Here is a 20,114-nt window from a genome sequence, read left to right on the forward strand (position 1 = left end):
GACGCAGGGAGGGATCAGCTTTACGGCAATTCATTATTATTATCTCCAATAAGCTTCGAAGACCGCGCTGCGGCGGTTGCGTCGATTATTGGAAAGCCATGTAAGTTCGCGTTGACCGTAAAGATCGAAGTTGTACAAAGTCGTAACAAACTTGTACGTCAGCTCTGCAACAGGCCTTTGAGGGTATCGATCGAGTGCTGCAATTGCTCATCCAGCGCGGTGCTCATGCGCTGGATGTCCGATTCATCGTTGGCCAACGCCAGGGTTTCCAGCGTCCTCAAGGTGCTGGCCAAGGCCCTGAAACCCAGGGAATCGCAGCTGCCGGCCAGACGGTGCGCCAGTTGCGCGACCTCTGTGCAGTCAGCGGCGGCCATGGCTTCATGCAGCGCATCACGGTGCTGCAGGATCGAATCGCGCAGCACCGCCAGCAGGCCTTGGACCTTTTGCTCACCGAGCAAGGTGCGATGGGTCTGCAACAGCGGCCAGTCCATCGCTTCATCGCTCATCAGCGCCCCGGCGATGTGAGTACGCCCTTCCAGCACCTGGCGCAGGTTTTCCAGCTTCAAGGGCTTGGCCAGGACGCCGTCCATGCCGGCTTCCAGATAACCGCGCACCAGTGCCGGTTGCACGCTGGCAGTCAGGGCGAAAATGCGCGTATGGCGGTTCGGCCCGTCGCTGTGGCGGATCTGCCGGCATAATTCGACACCGCTGATGCCCGGCAGATGCACGTCCAGCAACAGCAAATCGAAAACCTGCGTTGTGCAGTGTTGCAGCGCCACCTCCGCGTCTTCGGCGAGCCACACCCGGTGGCCGTCGCGCTGCAGCAAACCCTTGGCCACTTCGCGGTTGAGCGCCACGTCCTCGACCACCAGGATATCCAGTGCCGGCCCCGCCGCCCGAACCGGCGGGGTCTCAGCCACGCCGCTGGCCGACTGCAAGCACAGCTCGAACCAGAAACAACTGCCGCACCCCTCCTCGCTGTCCACGCCGATGCAGCCGCCCATCTGCTCCACCAGGTGTTTACAGATCGCCAAGCCCAACCCGGTGCCACCAAAACGTTGCGCGACTTCTTCGCTGGCCTGGGTGAAGCGCTCGAAAATCTTCGCCTGCATCGCCGGGGCTATGCCAATGCCGTCGTCAGTGACACTGACCCGCAGCCGCTGCCCCGCCTGTTCGCCGGTGTCGCCGAGAAGCGCCACCTGGACGCTGACTTCGCCGCCCTCGGTGAACTTGATCGCGTTGGCCAGCAGGTTGCTCAGCACCTGGCGCAGGAACTGCTCGGCGCCATGATGATGCTCGGCAATCCGCGGGTCGACCCGGCAACTGAGGATGGTGTCGTTGTTCAAGGCTCGCGGTTCCAGCAGCGTCAGCACTTCGTCGAGCAACTGGCGCAGCGAGAAATCCACCGGCTCGGGATGGCTGACGCCCTCCTCCAGCTTGGCGAAATACAGCACTTCGTTGAGGATCGTCAGCAAGCCTTCGCCGGCCTTGTGCAAGGCATCCAGGCGTTTACCGTCCCGGGCATCCAGACGCGCGCCGCGCAACAGTTCAGCCATGCCGAGGATGCCGTTGAGGGGCGTGCGCAGTTCGTGGCTCATGGTCGCCAGGAACCGCGACTTGGCAAGGTTGGCCGCTTCCGCTTCATCCTTGGCGCGCATCAGGCTGGCGGTACGGCGCTCGACCATTTTCAGCAGCTCGTCGCGGTTGTCCTGCAAGGCCAGGCGATCGCTTTCCCGGCGCTCGATGTCGTGCAGGATCGCCCGGCGCATATCGTCCAGTGCGTGGGCCACGGTATCGATTTCGTCGCTGCCGCGGCGCTTGTCCAGTTGCAGAGGTTCCTGCCATTCACCGGCAGCGATGCGCCGGGCGAACTCGGCCATGACTTTCAGGTGTCGGGTCACCAGGCGATAGAACAAGCCCGACAACGCCACGGCCAGCCCGCAGAGAAACACCGCCATCCACAACAGGCTGGTCAAACCGGTGGCGTAGAGACGCTGGTACACCGCCCCCAGATCGGTGCTGACTTCCAGTTCACCCAGGTGGCGCAACGGGCCGGACGGCGGCTGATAGTCCAGGGCAAAGCGCTCGATACGCAGCGGCCCGACCGGCTCGGGGTTGCCCTGTATCAGGTCGAAATCAGCACTGGTCAAATGCACCCGCGCAACGTCGGAGAAGTCCACCAGCCCGCGCAACTGCACGTTCAACTGCTCCTGGTTCAAGTCCCAGAGGCTGCGTTCCAGGCTGGCCAGATACCCGGCGCGGATCAGTTCCATGCGCGAATCGATGTCGCGCATTTCCCGTCGATACTCGATGTACAGTTGCACGCTGCTGGCCAGCACGGTGAAGCACAGGCTGAACAACAGAATGAACAGCAACAGGCGTCGCAACAGTCCACCGGGACGCGCACGAATCATTGCGCATCCGCCGGCAGGTTGATCATGTCGCGGTAGGTCACTTCGCTTTCGTTGAGCCAGCGCTCGATGTCGCCGGCGTCGACCATGCGCTGCAATTGCGCGTTGATCTCGGGCATGCGATTGGCCAAGGGCGAGCGCCGTGACACGGCAACCCGCAGATAGTCCACGCTCAAGGCCTTGGGCAAGGCGACGATGTCCTGGCCGCCGGGCAGGTTTTCCACGTACAACTGGCCGGTGCGCCGCTCCTGGGTGATGAAGTCGATGCGCCCGCGAATCAGCTTGCCGAAGTTCTGGTGGCTGTCGGACACCCATTCGATGTTGTTGTTGCGCGCGACCATGCGATCGAACTCCACACCGTAGCTCTCACCGAACAACAGGCCGCCACGGTAATGGGCCAGGTCGTCCAGCTGTTCGAATTTCACCGGGTGTTGACGGTTGATGAACAGCGCCACTTCTTCACGCAGTACCGGCACCGTCGAGAACAGCATGCTCTGCTCCCGTTGCGCGGTGCTATAGGCCAGCACCACATCGACCCGACCTTCGGCGGCGTCCAGCAGGCAGCGTTTCCAGTTGCCCAGCACGACCATCTCGACTTCGTACCCCAACTGACCGAACAGGTTTTTCACCACGCTCGGCGCAAGGCCGCGTACCTGCTTGCCATCGCTCCAGGAGATCGGCGGGTACACCGGGTAATCGCAATAGCGAACCTTGTCCGCCGCGACGACATGGCCGGCCACCAGCAGCGCCAGCAGGCAAAGCCATCGCGCCATCCGGTTCAGGCCGCTACGCCGGCGGTGAACAGGTAACCGGCGCCGTGAATGGTGATGATCAACTGCGGTTCGGCCGGATCGTCGTGCAACTTGCGACGCAGGCGCCCGACCAGCACGTCGATGGAGCGGTCGTTGGGCACCCATTCGCGGTTGCGGATCTGGTCCATCAATTGATCGCGGCTGAGGGTGTGGCCGCTGTTGCGCAGGAACACGCTGAGCAACTGGTATTCGCCGTGGGTCAGCAGGGTTTCGTTGCCCGATGGATCGATCAGGCGACGGCGGTCGGTGTCCAGCGCCCAATCGGCGAACTGCTTGACCGGTTTGGCCAGCGCAACGGCCGGCTGTGGCGTTTGCGCATGACGTACCCGGCGAATCAGGTTTTTCGCCCGGGACACCAGTTCCCTTGGGTTGAGGGGTTTGATCACATAGTCATCGGCGCCGCATTCGAGGCCGACAATGCGGTCGATTTCGTCGTTGCGCCCGGTGATCAGGATGATCCCGACCTCCGAACGCACCCGCAACTCGCGGGTCAGGGTCAGGCCGTCCTTGCCCGGCAGGCGGATGTCGAGCATCACCAGGTCGACGGTCTGGCTGGCCAGGAAGGTTTCCGCCAGTTCCGCCGTGGCGGCGCAATGGACGTCGTAGCCTTCCTGGGACAGGTAGGCGTGCAGCAGATCGCGAATCAGCGGATCGTCATCGACGATCAGTACCCGAGGAGTCATCGCTTGGTGTCCGGCTCAGGCCCGAAGGCCAGTTTCTTATTAGAGTGTTTTCCCGCATCGGCGCCAGAGAGTATCCAGTGTTGAACAACTGATCAACAGTCGCTCGTCTGCACGCAAAAGCGCTGGCGTCCACCGGCCTGCAAACCATCGACCCAGGCCTCGCAAATCTGGATGCCCTGTTCCGGGGTAAAGGTGCCGGGGTTCAGCCCGGACTCCAGCCACAGGCCGTCGAGCAAGGCGCTGAGGCTGATGGCGGCGAGGTCGGCGTCGAAGTTCTCCCAACCCTCCTCCTGGGCCAACTCCGCCAGCACCTTGCGCAGGATGGCGCGATACTCGCCATAGGAATGATCGTGGGCCTTGTTGATCGCCTCGGCGGTTTTCACCGCGCCCCAGAACGCCAGCCAGGCATCGATCAGTTGCGGATCGAGCAGTTCGGCGGAAAACGAACCGCGGAAAAACGCCGACAACCGCTCCCGGGCATTCGGTGCGGCTTGCTCCATGGCGTCGCGCAACAGGGTCATGACCCGCCCGGTGATTGCCATGTAGGCCTCGGCCACCAGTTCATCCTTGCCGGAATAGTGATGGCTGATCAGCCCCACCGAGACCCCGGCCTCGGCGGAAATCTTGCGGATCGACGCGCCCTGGAAGCCGTGACGCTTGAGGCACACCAGCGTCGCCTCGATCAGGTTGGCTTTGCGCAGCTCCGGTTCCATGCGGGAAAAACGGGCTTCCTGGTTCATGGGCGACACGCTCCTTGGTTCAATCGTTTGGGCCCGCGCGGGTTGGCTGCGGGCTGAACGACTGTACAGCAAGAGTGGGACTTGTCTCCAGTCAGATGGACCGCGGCGCCTGCTTCGCGAACAAGCCCGCTCCCACAGGGTTTTGCGTACGGTGCAAATCCCCTGTGGGAGCGGGCTTGCTCGCGAAGAGGCCAGCCCAAACAACCAAGAATCCGGATCAGTCGCGGTAACCCGGAGCCACCCGATCCAGCATCCGCAACAACGCCGCCCAGGCCAGTTGCATCGCATCCGGATCGTTCAACTCGCCCTCCTCCAACGGCCGCCCTGGATCATTGAACTGCCGCTCGGTGTGTGCGCAGACCTCGTGCGACGGCAGAACAATTTCACCGGCCGCTTGCGCGGCCAACTGGATTTCACAGGCTTTTTCCAGGTAGTACATGCGCAGGAACGCCTGGCTCACCGTCTCGCCCACGGTCAGCAGACCATGGTTGCGCAGCATCAGGACCGACATGTCGCCCAGATCCGCCACCAGCCGTTGCTGCTCGCTCAGGTCCAGCGCCACGCCTTCGTAATCGTGATAAGCGACACGGCCATAGAACTCCATGGAAATCTGATTGACCGGCAACAACCCGCACTTCAACGCCGCCACCGCGCACCCGGATTTGGTGTGGGTGTGCAGCACGCATTGCGCATCTTCCCGAGCACCGTGGATGGCGCTGTGGATCACGAAGCCAGCCGGATTCACCGGGTACGGCGAAGACTCCACCGCGTGGCCATCGAGGTCGATCTTCACCAGGTTGGACGCGGTGATTTCGTCGAACATCAGCCCGTAGGGGTTGATCAGAAAGTGATGCTCCGGCCCCGGAATGCGCACCGAGATGTGGGTGAAGATCAAATCGGTCATGCGAAAGTGCGCAATCAGGCGGTAGCAGGCCGCCAGTTCCTCACGCAGGCGCTGCTCGGTGGCGCTGCGTTCAGGGGCCAGGTGGCTGGCTATGTTGTTCATTGTCGTGGTTCTCCAGGCTGATTGGCTGGGCGCTAGTGTACAGCCGCCCACTAACGCTTTTCTGTAGGAGCTGGCTTGCCAGCGAAGGCGGCTTTGAGACTTGCGCGGACCATGAGGTCGTCATCGCTGGCAAGCCAGCTCCTACAAAGTCCGCGCCAGGTTATTTGCTGGCCCAGGCGTTGAAGCGCTCTTCCAGTTCTTCACCATGATCGACCCAGAAGCCGACGTTCATCGACAACGCGCCCTTGAGGTTCTGCGGTGCGGTGGGCACCCATTGCGCCAGCTTGTCGTCCAGCCGTGCAGCGGCCTGGATGTTGGTCGGCCCATAGGGGATCTGCTGCACGTAGTTGACCTGCGCGTCCGGCTGATTGGCGAAGGCGATGAAGCGCTTGGCCTGGTCCACGTGCCTGGAGCCTTTGATGATCGCCCAGTAGTCCATGCCGTACAGGCTGCCGGGCCAGACCAGGCCGAGGTGACTGCCTTTCTGCGCGGCGTCGGCGATGCGTCCGCTGTAGGTCGAGGTCATCACCACGTCGCCGGCGGTCAGCCACTGCGGCGGCTGCGCACCCGCCTCCCACCACTGGATGTACGGCTTGAGTTCCGTGAGCTTGGCGAATGCCCGGTCCACGCCTTGCGGGGTGCCGAGTACTGTGTAGACGTCTTCGGTTTTTACGCCGTCCGCGAGCAAGGCGAATTCCAGGTTGTACACCGCACGTTTGCGCAGCCCGCGCTTGCCGGGGGTTTTCTTCACGTCCCAGAAGTCTGCCCAGGAGGTCGGGGCCTGGGCCAGTTTGTCGGTGTCGTAGGCAATCGCCACGCTCCACACCAGTGCGGCGGAACCGCATTCCTGTGCCGCCTCGGGGATCAACTGGTCGGCGTGGCCAAGGCGCGTCCAGTCCAGGCGCTCGTACATGCCCTCCTCGCAGCCGCGCATCAAGTCCGGGCCTTCGATCTGCACCACGTCCCAGTCGACGTTGCCGGTGTCGACCATCACTTTGATCTTGGCCATCTCGCCGTTGTATTCGCTCTGGATCACCTTGCTTTGATCCACGGCGGCGAAGGGTTGAAAGAACGCCACGTCCTGGGCTTTTTGTCCGGCTCCGCCGTATCCGACCACCACCATGTCCGATGCTGCCTGAGCGCTGCCCAGGCCCATGGCCACGGACAACACAAAGGGATAAAAACCGTGCTTGAGCGTGTGCGATTTCATCAAGGGTTCCTCTTGCAGGTGCCGCCCGGACAGAGGCCGGTGCAGCCCTTTTTATTGTTGTGAGGTACGGCCCGGGAGCGGGCTCGAAATGAAATTACTCCACGCCACAGTAAAAAAACAAGTTGATTTTTTACTGAAGGTAAATTTCTATACACCAATAATAACAACACTCAAAACCTGATGCCTCTGTAGGAGCGAGCCTGCTCGCGATGGACCTGAGAACGCCGCGGGGTGTCAGGTACCCAGCGTTATCGTTAGCGTCCATCGCGAGCAGGCTCGCTCCTACAAAGGTCAGCCTGCCTGGAGTACCCGCACCATGCCGACCTCGACACCTGCCTTCGCGCACCTGTTCGAACCCCTGGAAATCCGTGGCAAGCGCCTGAAAAACCGCATCATGTCCAGCGGTCACGACACCTCGATGCCCACCGACAATCTGGTCAATGAGCAATTGATCGCCTACCACCGGGCCCGTGCCGAAGGCGGTGCCGGGCTCATCGTGCTGCAAGTGGCCGGTGTGCACGACAGTGCGCGCTACACCTCCCATGTGCTGATGGCCACCGACGATGCGTGCATCGAGGGCTATCGCAAACTGGCGCAAACCTGCCACGCCCACGGCACTGTGGTGTTGTCCCAGGTGTTCCATCCGGGTCGGGAGATCATGGAGTCCAGCGATGGCCTGCTGGCGGTGGCCTATTCGGCCTCGTCAGTGCCCAACGAACGTTTCCGGGTGATGCCCCGCGCCCTCGATCAGGCCATGATCGACGAGATCGTCGCCGGTTATGCCGCTGCCGCCCGCCGCCTGCATCAGGCCGGGATCGATGGCGTCGAAGTGGTTGCCAGCCATGGTTACCTGCCGGCGCAATTCATCAATCCGCGGGTCAACCGGCGTACCGATGGTTACAACGGAGATTTGGAACAGCGCTTGCGTTTCCTGCGCGAAGTCATCCAAGCCGTGCGGGCGGCGACCGACGAGCAGTTCATCATCGGCCTGCGCATTTCCGCCGACGAGCGCGACCCCGAAGGCCTGACCGAAGACGAATCCCTGGCTGCCGTACAGTCACTGCAAGCGCAGCTCGATTACGTGCACATCGTCGCCGGGACTTCGGCCTCTCTGGGCGGTGCGGTGCATATCGTGCCACCCATGGCGATCGAAGCGGCGTACCTGGCCAAGGAAGCCGGGACGTTCAAGGCCGGTTTGAACATTCCGCTGTTCGTCACCGGGCGCATCAACCAGCCCCAGGAAGCCGAGCTGATTCTGGCTCGCGGCCAGGCCGACGTCTGCGGCATGACCCGGGCGCTGATCTGCGATCCGCAGATGCCGAACAAGACCGACACCGGCCGCGTCGAAGACGTGCGCGCGTGCATTGCCTGTAATCAGGCGTGCATCGGGCACTTCCACAAGGGCTTGCCGATTTCCTGCATCCAGCACCCGGAAACCGGTCGCGAGCTGATTTTTGCCGAACGCCGACAGGCGATAAATCGCAAACGCATCATGATCGCCGGCGGCGGCCCGGCCGGGATGAAAGCCGCCGCTGTCGCCGCCCAGCGCGGCCATGAGGTGACGTTGTACGAAGCCAACTCGCAACTGGGCGGCCAGGTGTTGCTCGCGCAGTTGCTGCCACGGCGCAGCGAGTTTGGCGGTGCCAGCACCAACCTGCAGCGGGAAATGCAGCTGGCCGGCGTGCGCGTGGTGCGCAACACACGGGTCGACCGGGCGCTGGTGGAGCAGGAAAAACCGGACATGGTGATCATCGCCACCGGTGCCGAGCCCTACTGGCCAACCTTCGAGCGTGGCGGTGAATTGCAGGTGGTGGATGCCTGGCAGGTGTTGCGTGACGAGGTACAGATCGGCCGTTCGGTGGTGGTGGTCGACTGGCGCTGCGACTGGATCGGCCCCGGCATTGCCGAGCGCCTGGTGCGTGCCGGGCATCAGGTGCAACTGGCGGTCAATGGCACCCATTGCGGGGAAAACCTGCCGCTGTACGTGCGCGATCAACTGGCCGGCGAGCTGCATAAACTGGGCGTGCCGATCACGCCGTACGCGCGGCTGTATGGTTGCGATGACAACACGGTCTACCTGCAACACACCGCCAGCGGCGAGCCGATGCTGATGGAGAACATCGATACGCTGGTGCTGTGCCAGGGTCACCAACCGGTGGATACCCTGGGTGCCGAGCTGCAAGGGCTGGTGGAGTTTCGCCGCATCGGCGACTGCCTGGCGCCGCGCACCGCGGAAGAAGCGATTTATGAAGGGCTGAAAGTCGCGTGGGAGCTTTAAGGCTGTTTATACTCCGGGGCTTTACATACACATGACGCGCTCCGTGTAGGAGCTGCCGCAGGCTGCGATCTTTTGATCTTGTTTTTGAAAAACAAGATCAAAAGATCGCAGCCTGCGGCAGCTCCTACAAGGGGTGTAGCGTAGACCCGGGTTTGGAACTGAGCATGAGCAATAACAGCAGGAAACCGTCCGAAACCGGCAGCGCCGAACCGCATTTCCTCGGCACGCGCATTCGCGGCCTGCGCAAACGCCGGGGCATGACCCTGGCGGAACTGGCGCAACAGAGCGAACTCACCGCCGGCTACATCAGCCAGCTGGAGCGCAACCTCGCCTACCCGTCGATCCCGGCGCTGTTCAACATTGCCCGCAGCCTCGGTGTCACCATCCAGTGGTTCTTCGCCAGTGAAGCGGTCACCGCCCCCGAAGACGATGGCGTCGTGGTGCGCAAGAACAGCCGCCTGAACGTGCATTACGAAGACGGCATCGTCGACCAGTTGCTGACCCCGCAAGCCAACCGCCAACTGGAAATGCTCCACTCACGCTTCCCGCCCGGCACCTACAGCCAGCAAAGCTACAGCCACGACGGCGAAGAAGCCGGCTTTCTGCTGTCCGGCAGTTTCGAGCTGTGGGTTGGCGAGCGCCATTTCCAGCTCAATGAAGGCGATAGCTTCAGCTTTTCCAGCCAGGAGCCGCACCGCTACGGCAACCCCGGCGATGTGGACGCAGTGGTGATCTGGGTGATTACGCCGCCGACGTTTTAACGCCGGCCGCGCCCGATGGGCTGCGCGACACTCGCACGCTTGAGGGTGTCGCTCGGCAGCTCCTTGAACAGCGCGCGATAGCTGCTGGAAAACCGCCCCAGGTGCCAGAACGACCAGTGCATCGCTACTTCGGCCACGGTGGTTTGCGTCGGCGTGCGGCTCAGCAGTTCGCGGCGGGCGCTGTTGAGGCGGCGCAGGCGCAGCCATTGGGTCGGCGCCATGCCGGTGTAGGTCTTGAACGCATGCTGCAACTGGCGCAGTGAAACCCCGGCCACCTGGGACAATTCCAGCAGGTTGAGGTGTTCTTCCGGGGTATCCGCCGCCCATTCCCCTACCCGCTTCATGATCGCCCGCTCTCCGGCACGACGCTGCAAGGCGCCCTGGTCGAGGCCGACACAGGCGTTGTCGAGAATGAACAGACAGTCGTCCAGCAATTGCTGGGTCAGCGCTTCGCGGCTCGGTGGATCGAAGGTCTGCGACAGGCGCGTCAGGGTCCCGCTGAGCCAGCGGCAGAACAGCGCGTTCTGCTGCGAGTTGAGCGGCGCCATGAACAGCCCTTCGAGCCGGGCGATGTCGAGGCTGTGGCGTTTTACAAACTCCGGCCCGAACACCACGGCAATTTCCTGGTAGTTCTCCGGGGTGATCCAGATGTTGCGACTTTCGCCATTCAATACGTACAGCGCGTTGTCGCCACGATCGAAACAGAACGACAACGAGCCCTGGGGCGCACTGAAATTCTGCTCGACCCGGGTGTTCATCGACTCTTCGTAAATCTCCACGCCCTGCAGATCCAGATAGCGCACCAACCCCGCGAAATGCCCCGGCGACATCTGCTGGTAATGCTGAATCCAACCCGGTGTGGCGCGGATTTGCTCGGCGACATCGGCGGTGTTGAAGGCTTGGACCTGGAGGGAATTGGAACCTGTCATGGGTGACCTTACGCACTCTTTTGGTGCGCTTTGTGCTGCTTAAAGTGGATAGATGGAACCGCAAGGCTCGCCCAAGATAGACCTCAACGCGCTACAGGGGAAGTGTCCGGCGGATGAAACCGGCCTCTCCTGGCGTTAATAAAACCAATAACGAGGTCTTTATGAATGTCCCTTTCGATCAGCTGTTCACTTGGCTGAAAGATCACAAGATTACCGAAGTCGAGTGCGTTGTCAGCGACCTGACCGGCATTGCACGCGGCAAAATTGCACCGACCAACAAGTTCCTGCATGAGCGAGGCATGCGCCTGCCGGAAAGTGTCCTTCTGCAAACGGTAACCGGGGACTTTGTCGACGACGACATCTACTACGACCTGCTCGACCCGGCCGACATCGACATGGTCTGCAAGCCGGACGCCGACGCCGTCTACGTGGTGCCGTGGGCCATCGAGCCGACCGCCATCGTGATCCACGACACCTTCGACAAGTTCGGCAACCCGATCGAACTGTCGCCGCGCAACGTGCTGAAGAAAGTCCTGCAGCTTTACACCGACAAAGGCTGGCGGCCGATTGTCGCGCCGGAAATGGAGTTCTACCTGACCCAGCGTTGCGAAGACCCGGACTTGCCGCTCAAGGCGCCGATGGGCCGTTCGGGCCGTGCCGAAAGCGGTCGCCAGTCGTTCTCCATCGACGCGGCCAACGAATTCGATCCGCTGTTCGAAGACGTCTACGACTGGTGCGAACTGCAGGGCCTGGACCTCGACACGCTGATCCACGAAGACGGCCCGGCGCAGATGGAAATCAACTTCCGTCATGGCAACGCACTGGACCTGGCCGACCAGATCACCGTGTTCAAGCGCACCATGCGTGAAGCGGCGCTCAAGCACAACGTGGCGGCAACCTTCATGGCCAAGCCGGTCGGCGACGAGCCTGGCAGCGCCATGCACATTCACCAGAGCGTGGTGGACATTGCCACCGGCCAGCCGATCTTCGCCAATGCCGATGGCAACATGAGCGAGCTGTTCCTGCATCACATCGGTGGCTTGCAGAAGTACATCCCGAAAGTGCTGCCGATGTTCGCGCCGAACGTCAACTCGTTCCGCCGCTTCCTGCCGGACACCTCGGCACCGGTGAACGTCGAATGGGGCGAAGAAAACCGCACCGTCGGCCTGCGCGTACCGACGTCCAGCCCGGACGCCATGCGCGTGGAAAACCGCCTGCCGGGCGCCGACGCCAACCCGTACCTGGCCATCGCCGCCAGCCTGCTGTGCGGATACCTGGGCATGGTCGAGCGCATCGAGCCAAGCGCCGCGGTACAGGGCCGCGCCTATGAACGTCGCAACCTGCGCCTGCCGATCACCATCGAGGACGCCCTGACCCAGATGGAAGAGTGCGACACCATCAGCCGCTACCTGGGCAGCAAGTTCGTACGGGGCTACGTCGCGGTCAAACGCGCCGAGCACGAGAACTTCAAGCGCGTGATCAGTTCGTGGGAGCGTGAGTTCCTGATGCTGAGCGTCTGAGGCCCCCACTCCCGCATGGGATCACACATCCCCTGTGGGAGCGGGCTTGCTCGCGAAGGCGTCGTGTCAGTAAACATTGGTGGTGACTGACACCCCCCCTTCGCGAGCGAGCCCGCTCCCACAGGAGGACACAGAACACCAAAAAATCGCCTGAAGAATCCAATAATTCCAAGAAGGTATCGATATGCGTCTATTGAAATCCATGGTCCCGGTCGCACTGGCAGCGATGTTCAGCACCATTGCCCAGGCTCAACCCCAGGTCAGTGTCTACAACTGGACCGACTACATCGGCGAAACCACCCTCGCCGACTTCCAGGCCAAGACCGGGATCAAGGTGATCTACGACGTTTTCGATTCCAACGAAACCCTGGAAGGCAAGCTGCTTGCCGGTCGCACCGGGTATGACGTGGTCGTGCCGTCGAACCACTTCCTCGCCCGCCAGGTAAAGGCCGGTGCGTTCCTCAAGCTCGATCGCGAGCAGTTGCCGAACTTCAAGAACCTCGACCCGAAACTGCTGGCGCTGCTGGAGAAAAACGATCCGGGCAACGCCCACTCGGTGCCCTACCTGTGGGGCACCAACGGCATCGGCTACAACGTCGACAAGGTCAAGGCGGTGCTGGGCATCGACAAGATCGACTCCTGGGCCGTGCTGTTCGAACCGGAAAACATCAAGAAGCTCAGCGCCTGCGGCGTGTCGATGATGGACTCGGCGGATGAGGTGTTCCCGGCAATCCTCAACTACATGGGCATGGACCCGCGCAGCGAAAACCCTGAGGACTTCAAGAAGGCCGAAGCCAAGCTGCTGCAGATCCGTCCGTACATCACCTACTTCCACTCTTCCAAGTACGTGTCGGACCTGGCCAACGGTGACATCTGCGTGGCGTTCGGTTACTCGGGCGACGTGTTCCAGGCCGCCAACCGCGCCAAGGAAGCCAACAACGGCGTGAACATCGCCTACGCCATTCCCAAGGAAGGCGCCAACCTGTGGTTCGACCTGCTGGCCATCCCCGCCGACGCCAGCAATCCGAAAGAAGCCCACGCCTTCATCAACTACCTGCTGGACCCGCAAGTGATTGCCAAGGTCAGCGCGTCGGTCGGCTACGCCAACCCGAACCCGGCCGCCAAGCAGTACATGGACCCCGAGCTGGTCAGCAACCCCGAGGTGTATCCGCCCCAGGAAGTCCTCGACAAACTCTACATCTCCACCACGCCGCCACAGTCGATCATGCGCCTGATGACCCGTTCGTGGAGCAAAGTGAAGTCCAACAAATGAATCAGTACACCCAGGAACATACCCACTCCTATTACGCGGCGTCCGCCCGGGGCATGAGGCAGCGTCCCGCGCTGGCCTCGGACCTGGTGGCCGATGTCTGTGTGGTCGGCGCGGGTTTCACCGGCATCAACACCGCCATCGAGCTGGCCCAGCGCGGACTCTCGGTGGTCCTGCTGGAGGCCCGGCGGATTGGCTGGGGCGCCAGCGGGCGCAACGGCGGCCAGTTGATACGCGGCATCGGCCATGACGTCAGCGGCTTTGCCAGACATGTGGGCGCCGAAGGCGTGCAGTACCTGGAACAGGCCGGGGTCGAATCGGTGCAAGTCGTGGCCCAACGCATCCGCGAACACGGCATTGATTGCGACCTGCGCTGGGGCTTCTGTGAACTGGCCAACACCCCGGCGCATTTTGCCGGGCTGAAGGCCGAACACGCCCAATTGCTCGAGTCCGGTTACGCCCATGAAACGCGCCTGATCGAACCTGGCCAGATCCGCGAACATGTGGTGGACTCCGGCGTTTACGCCGGTGGCCTGGTCGACATGGGCTCGGGCCACCTGCATCCGCTGAACCTGGCACTGGGCGAAGCGCAAGTCGCCGAGTCCCTTGCCGTGCAGATCTTCGAGCAAAGCCCGGTGCTGGAGTTGATCCACGGCAGCACGGTGCAGGTGCGCTGTGCCGGTGGCACCGTGCGTGCGGCCACGCTGGTGCTCGCTTGCAATGCCCACCTGGAAGAGCTGGAACCGAAGCTCAGCGGCAAGGTGCTCCCGGCGGGCAGCTACATCATCGCCACCGAACCCTTGTCAGAAGACGCCGCCAGGCAACTGATCCCGCACAACGTCGCGCTGTGCGACCAGAAAGTCGGACTGGATTACTACCGGCTCTCCGCCGACCGGCGTCTGTTGTTCGGCGGTGCCTGTCATTACTCCGGGCGCGACCCGGCGGACATCGCGGCCTACATGCGCCCGCAGATGCTCAAGGTGTTCCCGCAACTGGCCAAAACGCGCATCGACTATCAGTGGGGCGGCATGATCGGCATCTCGGCCAACCGCTTCCCGCAGGTCGGGCGCCTGAGCCAGCACCCGAACGTGTTCTACGCCCAGGGCTACTCCGGCCATGGCCTGAACGTCACCCACTGGTGCGCGAAGTTGTTGGGCGAAGCGATCCATGCCGGGCACAGCAAAGGCTTCGACGTGTTCAGCGCCGTGCCGCATATGACCTTCCCCGGCGGACGCGCCCTGCGCTCGCCACTGCTGGCACTTGGCATGTTCTGGTATCGGATGCGGGAAATGCTGGGTTAGTTCGGGTACACAAAACCCTGTGGCGAGGGGGCTTGTCGGATCGCCGCATCGCCCCGTTAGGGTGCGCAGCACCCGCCGTCTCGTCAATTGCAGGTTCCTGAAAAACTGCAAGGGGTCGCTTCGCAACCCAACGGGGGCAAGCCCCCTCGCCACAAAATGCCTGCCTGCAAGTGCAACCACTTCTTTTATATCCCCTTGTTTCGACTTTCGATTTGCTCAATCGCGAGGCACTTCTATATTGAGGGGGTGCTCTGAATTTCCTGCCTCTTGTTGAGCTTGACCCATGGCAACTACCGATCAGCTGATCATCTGCGAGCACTGCGACAGCGTTTACCAAAAAGTCACGCTCGCCAAACATCAGAAAACCTTGTGTACGCGCTGCGGCGGCGTGCTGCAGCGCTATAACGGCCTCACGGTGGAGCAGCGTCTTGCGTTGACCTTCACCGCGTTGATGCTGTGGATTTTCGCCAATTTCTATCCCGTGATGAGCATCAGCCTCAAAGGCTCGAAGCACAGCGCCACCCTCTGGGACTCGGTGCTAGCCCTGAGCCTGGGGCCTATCACCTTCATCGCCATGGTGGCGGCGATCGCCATGATCATCGCGCCGATCTTCCAGTTGTTGCTGCTGATCTGGGTGCTGGGCTTCGCACTGGCCGGACAACGCTCACCGGGCTTCAAGCTCTGCATGCGCTGGCTGGAAAGCCTGAGGCCCTGGAGCATGCTCGAAGTCTGCCTGCTGGGCGCCATGGTCGCCGTGATCAAACTCGCCGGGCTGCTTGATGTGCTGCCCGGTATCGGGTTGTTTGCCCTGGCCGTGTTGAGCCTGATGATGATCCGCATCGCCGGGCGCGACATCCGCGAACTATGGGACATTGTATGAGCACGCCTCCGTACGCCGACGAGCTCAACCTGTGCCTGTGTCACACCTGCGGACTGGCTTGTGACATGACGGGTGAACCTCACGAATGCGAGCGTTGCGGTGCGCCGCTGCACCGGCGCAAAACCAATTCCCTGACCCGCACCTGGGCCTACATGATCGCGGCCCTGGTGTTTTACATCCCGGCCAACCTGTTGCCGGTGATGAATACCGAGATGGTCGGCCATGGTGCCGACAGCACGATCATGAGCGGCGTGCTGGAGTTTTGGGAGGCCGGGGCCTGGGACATCGCCCTGATCATTTTCATTGCCAGTATCGCGGTACCGGGCATCAAGTTCGTCGCCATCACCTTGCTGCTGGTCACCGTGCAACGCGACAGCGAATGGGCACGCAAAGAGCGTTCGACGCTGTACCGCTTCGTCGAGGTCATCGGCTACTGGTCGATGCTCGATGTGATAGTCGTGGCCCTGGTGGCCTCGCTGGTGAAATTCCAGGCCCTGGCCGACATCGAGCCGCGCCTGGGCATTCTGTTTTTCGGTCTGGTTGTGGTGTTCACCATGCTTTCGGCAATGAGTTTCGATCCACGCTTGATCTGGGATAAAGAGCGGGAAAACCCACACAATGAGGAGGTCACGGATGAAGTCGCAAGCCACTGACGGGCCGCAAGCCCCTGGGCAGGCACCGATCAAGACCCGCCGTTTCAGCGTTTCGCTGGTCTGGATCGTACCGATCGTCGCGGTGCTGGTGGGTATTTCGCTGGTGGTTCACAGCATTCTGCAGCAAGGCCCGACCATCGTTGTCACGTTCAAGACAGGGAGCGGCCTGACCGCGAATAAAACCGAGGTCAAGTACCGTAATGTGGTGATTGGCCAAGTCTCGGATGTAGAACTGAGCGATGACCAGAAGAGTGTCAACGCCACCATCAAGCTGGCCAAGCAGGCCGAAAGCTTTACCCGCGAGGATTCGCAGTTCTGGGTCGTGCGCCCGCGCATTGGCGCGGGTGGCGTGTCCGGTATCGATACCCTGCTGTCGGGCGATTACATCGGTGCCGATATCGGCCAGGCCAACGGCCGGGCAAAACACTTCACGGGGCTGGAAAACCCGCCGCCCATCACCTATGGCGAGCCGGGCAAGCGCTTCACCCTGTTCACCCAGGACCTGGGCTCGCTGGATATCGGCTCCCCGGTCTACTATCGCAAGATCCCGGTTGGCCAGGTGGTCGCCTACGCGCTGGACCCGGATGGCAAAGGCGTGAACATCGAGCTGTTCATCCACGCCCCCAACGACAAGTACGTTACCGAAAACACGCGTTTCTGGAACGCCAGCGGCATTGACGTGAACGTCGGCGCCAACGGCTTTGCGGTCAAGACCGAGTCGTTGTCCTCCCTGCTGGTGGGCGGCATTGCCTTCCGCGCACCCGACTACAGCCCTGGCGATAAACCGGCCGCTGCGGAGTACGCCTACGAACTGTTCGACGACCAGCAAACCGCCCTCGCCCCGCCAAACGGCAAGCCGCAGTACCTGGCCATGCGTTTCGACCAGGCAATGCGCGGGCTCAAGGTCGATGCGCCGGTGGAATTCCTCGGTGTGGAAATCGGCAAGGTGGTGTCGGTCAATCTGGATTACGACGAGAAGCTTCGCTCCTTTCCGGTCAACGTCGGCATCGTGATTTACCCGCAACGCCTGGGCAGGGCCCACGACAAGATGCTCAAGGCGCTCAATCATGACCCCAATGACGAAGCGGGTGGCGTACGCCTGATCGGCACCTTTATCGAAAATGGCCTGCGTGCCCAGGCACGCACGGGCAATTTCCTGACCGGCCAGCTGTACATTGCCCTGGACTTCTACCCCAAGGCAGAAAAAGTCGCCTTCGATGCCACGGCGCGTCCGGTCATGATTCCAACCATTCCTGGCAGCCTCGAGCAATTGCAGGAAAAACTCGAAGCCATGGTCGACAAGATCAACAAACTGCCGATCGAGCGAATCGCCGGCAATCTCGATGGCAATCTCGTCGAACTGCGCAAGGGCATGGCGCAATTCAACGGCAAGATCCTGCCTGGCGTGCAAAGCACTCTGTCGGACTTCAGCAAAACGATGGATACCGCCAATACGACCTTGCAATCCGCCGGTTCGACCTTGGCCGACGACTCGCCGCAACGGGAAAAACTGAATCAGACCCTGGATGAACTGGGACGCACGTCGAGATCCTTGCGTGATCTATCGGATTACCTGGGACGGCATCCGGAATCGTTGCTTCGCGGCCGCCCGAACAATGCCCCGCCCATGGATCTGCAAGGGCCACCGCGCAATTGAGCACAGGAGCAACACCCATGGCTTTTCCGCTGAAATTCACAGTGTTCACCGCGTTGTTGCTGCTCGCCGCTTGCCGCAGTGACCCGATTCAGTTCCATACCCTGACGCCGACCCAGGTGGGCAATCATTCCACGACCACCGTCGGGGTGATTCAGATCGAGACGATAAGCTTGCCGCCCCAGGTCGATCGGGCGCAGATCGTCATTCGCGAGGGCAACAGTACCCTGGCGATCCTCGAAACCCATTGGTGGGGTGCAACCCTGGTGGAGGAATTGCGCAGTGCGCTGGCCGATCAACTGAGCAACAGTCCCGTAAAGGGCAAGTATTCGGTACGGGTCGATGTGCAGCGTTTTGACTCTGTCCCCGGTCAATATGCGCTGATGGACGTGATATGGCGTCTGCGCAGTGCCGAGCCCGGCAACAAGGCCCAGGTGATTTGCCGCAGCACCTTGCAAACGCCGTCAGGCGCAACTGTCGATGAGCTGGTACTTGCCCAGCAAAACAACATCAAACGCCTGGCCGCGCTGATCAGCCAGGCGGCCACACGACCCCAGGCGAGTTGTCCTTCGTCCTGAAGGCCATCCATCGCCAGCAAGCTGGCTCACGTAGGAGCTGGCTTGCCAGCGATGGTCGTCAACGATTACGCGGGGGAGCTGGATGAACGCGGCGCATTGGAGTCCATCGCCAGCAGGCTGGCTCCTACAGGTATTGCGTTGTTAGTGTTTCCTGGGATTGCGTGAAGAACCTTTTTTTATGGTTGCTCACGCAATTCCGGGGAGCACCTACAGAGCCCGCCGCGATCGGCCTCGTTGCTTGGTGGTGCACGTGTTCCCCTGTAGGAGCTGCCGGAGGCTGCGATCTTTTGATCTTGATCTTCAGCAATCTCCAGATCGCAAAAGCAAAATCAAAATCAAAATCAAAAGATCGCAGCCTGCGGCAGCTCCTACAGATATTTCGTTATCTGTGTTCCCCCGGGAATCCGTGAAGAACCTTTTCAGCGCTGCCATCCCACGCAAAAGCAAAAGATAACAATTCCCAGTAGTTAACTAATTACCCGCCGCAACCTCCTCTGCAATTTTTTCACATTCCGTTCACCGTTCCGACACCTGCGCAGATTTAACTTGGGCTCCCGTTAATTCGCTGAACTTGGTTTCGGCGGAATTTTTTTGTGCTGTTTAAGGTTTTGTTCAACAGCACTTTCCCTGGCGCTTCAATGGTGGACAAACTTGGTCGACTCCGTCTTGCGTAAACCGTCTTCGCGCCTGTCCAAATCGGTCGTGGCCATTAGCGCACTGACCATCGCCGTGCTGGTCACCGGCTTTGTCCTGTGGCCGAAATCCCCGACCAATCTGGCCGAGGAAGGTGCACAGGTCCGGGCCCGGTTGCTGCAACAATGGAATGCCGGCGAGATCGCGGTGCTGGTTCGCCATGCCGAGCGGTGCGACCGTTCCAGCAATCCTTGCCTGGGCCCGGCTGACGGCATTACCCGTGTCGGCAGTGAAGCGGCCGCCGTTGTCGGGCAAGGTCTGGCACACCTGGGTCTGTCGCAGACCGACATCCTGACCAGCCCGGTTACACGCACCGTGCAGACTGCGCATTACATGTTCAACAGCGACCCTCGGACCCAGGAATGGCTGGCCACCTGCGGCACGACCCTGCGTAACGATGTCGTGGCGCACAAGGTGGCCCATCGCAACCTGGTGCTGGTGACCCACAGCGGTTGCATCGCGGATTTTGAACAGCAGACCGGCCTCAAGCATGCGGCGAAGGACGCCGAGTACGGCAGCTCATTGTTTGTCCACATCGATGGCAATGGGCAATTGCAAGTACTCGGCATTGTGAATGCCGAAGACTGGAATACTCTGCAACAAGAAAAAAACTGAATCATCACTCGGCGAAAACTCTGGAAACAAGTTACTTCAAAGTTGACTGAATAACAGCTGAACAAACGGCGAGAAACATGACTTGACTTCTCGCTGTTCAATATCATCCCGCTTTTCCCT

At 61.3% G+C, this 20,114-nt stretch carries 17 protein-coding genes; 10 read left to right on the plus strand and 7 right to left on the minus strand.

The window, feature by feature from the left end:
• Positions 1-158: 158 nt before the first annotated feature.
• The 6 genes from ACEN83_RS16100 to ACEN83_RS16125 all read right to left on the minus strand — a co-directional run bounded on the left by ACEN83_RS16100 (position 159) and on the right by ACEN83_RS16125 (position 6,862).
• Positions 159-2,414 carry an ATP-binding protein gene (locus ACEN83_RS16100; RefSeq protein WP_495577694.1) on the minus strand — a complete coding sequence of 752 codons (2,256 nt, stop codon included), beginning with the start codon at positions 2,412-2,414 and terminating at the stop codon, positions 159-161.
• On the minus strand, positions 2,411-3,184 hold the full coding sequence (locus ACEN83_RS16105) for a substrate-binding periplasmic protein (RefSeq protein ID WP_495577695.1): 774 nt from the start codon (positions 3,182-3,184) through the stop codon (positions 2,411-2,413). The genes ACEN83_RS16100 and ACEN83_RS16105 overlap by 4 nt, the downstream gene beginning before the upstream one ends.
• 5 nt (positions 3,185-3,189) lie before the next feature.
• A complete protein-coding gene (locus ACEN83_RS16110) occupies positions 3,190-3,906 on the minus strand; it encodes a response regulator (protein WP_116579354.1) in 717 nt (238 codons plus the stop codon).
• A 92-nt stretch (positions 3,907-3,998) separates the two neighbouring features.
• Entirely contained in the window at positions 3,999-4,646 is a 648-nt protein-coding gene (locus tag ACEN83_RS16115) for a TetR family transcriptional regulator C-terminal domain-containing protein (protein ID WP_007974341.1), read from the minus strand.
• A 217-nt stretch (positions 4,647-4,863) separates the two neighbouring features.
• Positions 4,864-5,652: a class II aldolase/adducin family protein gene (locus ACEN83_RS16120; protein WP_495577696.1), complete on the minus strand. Its 789-nt coding sequence runs from the start codon at positions 5,650-5,652 to the stop codon at positions 4,864-4,866.
• A gap of 160 nt (positions 5,653-5,812) precedes the next feature.
• The gene (locus ACEN83_RS16125) at positions 5,813-6,862 is read right to left on the minus strand and encodes an ABC transporter substrate-binding protein (RefSeq protein ID WP_495577697.1); all 1,050 of its coding nucleotides are present in this window, start codon (positions 6,860-6,862) and stop codon (positions 5,813-5,815) included.
• A gap of 316 nt (positions 6,863-7,178) precedes the next feature.
• Between ACEN83_RS16125 and ACEN83_RS16130 the strand changes: the two genes are divergently transcribed.
• Complete coding sequence (locus tag ACEN83_RS16130; RefSeq protein ID WP_495577698.1) at positions 7,179-9,140, plus strand: oxidoreductase; 1,962 nt, start codon at positions 7,179-7,181, stop codon at positions 9,138-9,140.
• Between the two features lie 164 nt (positions 9,141-9,304).
• A complete protein-coding gene (locus tag ACEN83_RS16135) occupies positions 9,305-9,901 on the plus strand; it encodes a cupin domain-containing protein (RefSeq protein ID WP_116579351.1) in 597 nt (198 codons plus the stop codon).
• Here ACEN83_RS16135 and ACEN83_RS16140 read toward each other — a convergent pair.
• Positions 9,898-10,830, minus strand: a complete 933-nt coding sequence (locus ACEN83_RS16140) for a helix-turn-helix domain-containing protein (protein WP_495577699.1) — start codon at positions 10,828-10,830, stop codon at positions 9,898-9,900. The genes ACEN83_RS16135 and ACEN83_RS16140 overlap by 4 nt on opposite strands.
• A gap of 161 nt (positions 10,831-10,991) precedes the next feature.
• Between ACEN83_RS16140 and ACEN83_RS16145 the strand changes: the two genes are divergently transcribed.
• From ACEN83_RS16145 to pmrG, 8 genes are all read left to right on the plus strand, one after another.
• Positions 10,992-12,350, plus strand: a complete 1,359-nt coding sequence (locus ACEN83_RS16145; RefSeq protein ID WP_495577700.1) for a glutamine synthetase family protein — start codon at positions 10,992-10,994, stop codon at positions 12,348-12,350.
• 184 nt (positions 12,351-12,534) lie between these two features.
• Complete coding sequence (locus tag ACEN83_RS16150) at positions 12,535-13,623, plus strand: polyamine ABC transporter substrate-binding protein (RefSeq protein ID WP_495577701.1); 1,089 nt, start codon at positions 12,535-12,537, stop codon at positions 13,621-13,623.
• Positions 13,620-14,921, plus strand: coding sequence for an NAD(P)/FAD-dependent oxidoreductase (locus ACEN83_RS16155; protein WP_495577702.1), 1,302 nt, complete (start codon positions 13,620-13,622; stop codon positions 14,919-14,921). The genes ACEN83_RS16150 and ACEN83_RS16155 overlap by 4 nt, the downstream gene beginning before the upstream one ends.
• A 283-nt stretch (positions 14,922-15,204) precedes the next feature.
• Positions 15,205-15,801: a paraquat-inducible protein A gene (locus ACEN83_RS16160; protein ID WP_218485056.1), complete on the plus strand. Its 597-nt coding sequence runs from the start codon at positions 15,205-15,207 to the stop codon at positions 15,799-15,801.
• The gene (locus ACEN83_RS16165; RefSeq protein WP_495577703.1) at positions 15,798-16,454 is read left to right on the plus strand and encodes a paraquat-inducible protein A; all 657 of its coding nucleotides are present in this window, start codon (positions 15,798-15,800) and stop codon (positions 16,452-16,454) included. The genes ACEN83_RS16160 and ACEN83_RS16165 overlap by 4 nt, the downstream gene beginning before the upstream one ends.
• Positions 16,435-18,111 carry a PqiB family protein gene (locus ACEN83_RS16170; RefSeq protein ID WP_495577704.1) on the plus strand — a complete coding sequence of 559 codons (1,677 nt, stop codon included), beginning with the start codon at positions 16,435-16,437 and terminating at the stop codon, positions 18,109-18,111. The genes ACEN83_RS16165 and ACEN83_RS16170 overlap by 20 nt, the downstream gene beginning before the upstream one ends.
• A 17-nt stretch (positions 18,112-18,128) precedes the next feature.
• Complete coding sequence (locus tag ACEN83_RS16175; RefSeq protein WP_495577705.1) at positions 18,129-18,686, plus strand: PqiC family protein; 558 nt, start codon at positions 18,129-18,131, stop codon at positions 18,684-18,686.
• 651 nt (positions 18,687-19,337) lie between these two features.
• Entirely contained in the window at positions 19,338-19,994 is a 657-nt protein-coding gene (gene pmrG, locus ACEN83_RS16180; RefSeq protein WP_495577706.1) for a lipopolysaccharide core heptose(II)-phosphate phosphatase PmrG, read from the plus strand.
• Positions 19,995-20,114: the final 120 nt, after the last annotated feature.

The organism is Pseudomonas sp. Pseusp49 (genome assembly GCF_059491875.1).

Coding starts and splice junctions, on each gene's coding strand:
- ACEN83_RS16115 (WP_007974341.1), bottom strand. CDS start 4,646: ATGAACCAGGAAGCCCGTTTTTCCCGCATGGAACCGGAGCTGCGCAAA.
- ACEN83_RS16120 (WP_495577696.1), bottom strand. CDS start 5,652: ATGAACAACATAGCCAGCCACCTGGCCCCTGAACGCAGCGCCACCGAG.
- ACEN83_RS16170 (WP_495577704.1), top strand. CDS start 16,435: ATGAAGTCGCAAGCCACTGACGGGCCGCAAGCCCCTGGGCAGGCACCG.
- ACEN83_RS16125 (WP_495577697.1), bottom strand. CDS start 6,862: ATGAAATCGCACACGCTCAAGCACGGTTTTTATCCCTTTGTGTTGTCC.
- ACEN83_RS16110 (WP_116579354.1), bottom strand. CDS start 3,906: ATGACTCCTCGGGTACTGATCGTCGATGACGATCCGCTGATTCGCGAT.
- ACEN83_RS16155 (WP_495577702.1), top strand. CDS start 13,620: ATGAATCAGTACACCCAGGAACATACCCACTCCTATTACGCGGCGTCC.
- ACEN83_RS16175 (WP_495577705.1), top strand. CDS start 18,129: ATGGCTTTTCCGCTGAAATTCACAGTGTTCACCGCGTTGTTGCTGCTC.
- ACEN83_RS16105 (WP_495577695.1), bottom strand. CDS start 3,184: ATGGCGCGATGGCTTTGCCTGCTGGCGCTGCTGGTGGCCGGCCATGTC.
- ACEN83_RS16140 (WP_495577699.1), bottom strand. CDS start 10,830: ATGACAGGTTCCAATTCCCTCCAGGTCCAAGCCTTCAACACCGCCGAT.
- ACEN83_RS16165 (WP_495577703.1), top strand. CDS start 15,798: ATGAGCACGCCTCCGTACGCCGACGAGCTCAACCTGTGCCTGTGTCAC.
- ACEN83_RS16130 (WP_495577698.1), top strand. CDS start 7,179: ATGCCGACCTCGACACCTGCCTTCGCGCACCTGTTCGAACCCCTGGAA.
- ACEN83_RS16100 (WP_495577694.1), bottom strand. CDS start 2,414: ATGATTCGTGCGCGTCCCGGTGGACTGTTGCGACGCCTGTTGCTGTTC.
- ACEN83_RS16150 (WP_495577701.1), top strand. CDS start 12,535: ATGCGTCTATTGAAATCCATGGTCCCGGTCGCACTGGCAGCGATGTTC.
- ACEN83_RS16135 (WP_116579351.1), top strand. CDS start 9,305: ATGAGCAATAACAGCAGGAAACCGTCCGAAACCGGCAGCGCCGAACCG.
- ACEN83_RS16160 (WP_218485056.1), top strand. CDS start 15,205: ATGGCAACTACCGATCAGCTGATCATCTGCGAGCACTGCGACAGCGTT.
- ACEN83_RS16145 (WP_495577700.1), top strand. CDS start 10,992: ATGAATGTCCCTTTCGATCAGCTGTTCACTTGGCTGAAAGATCACAAG.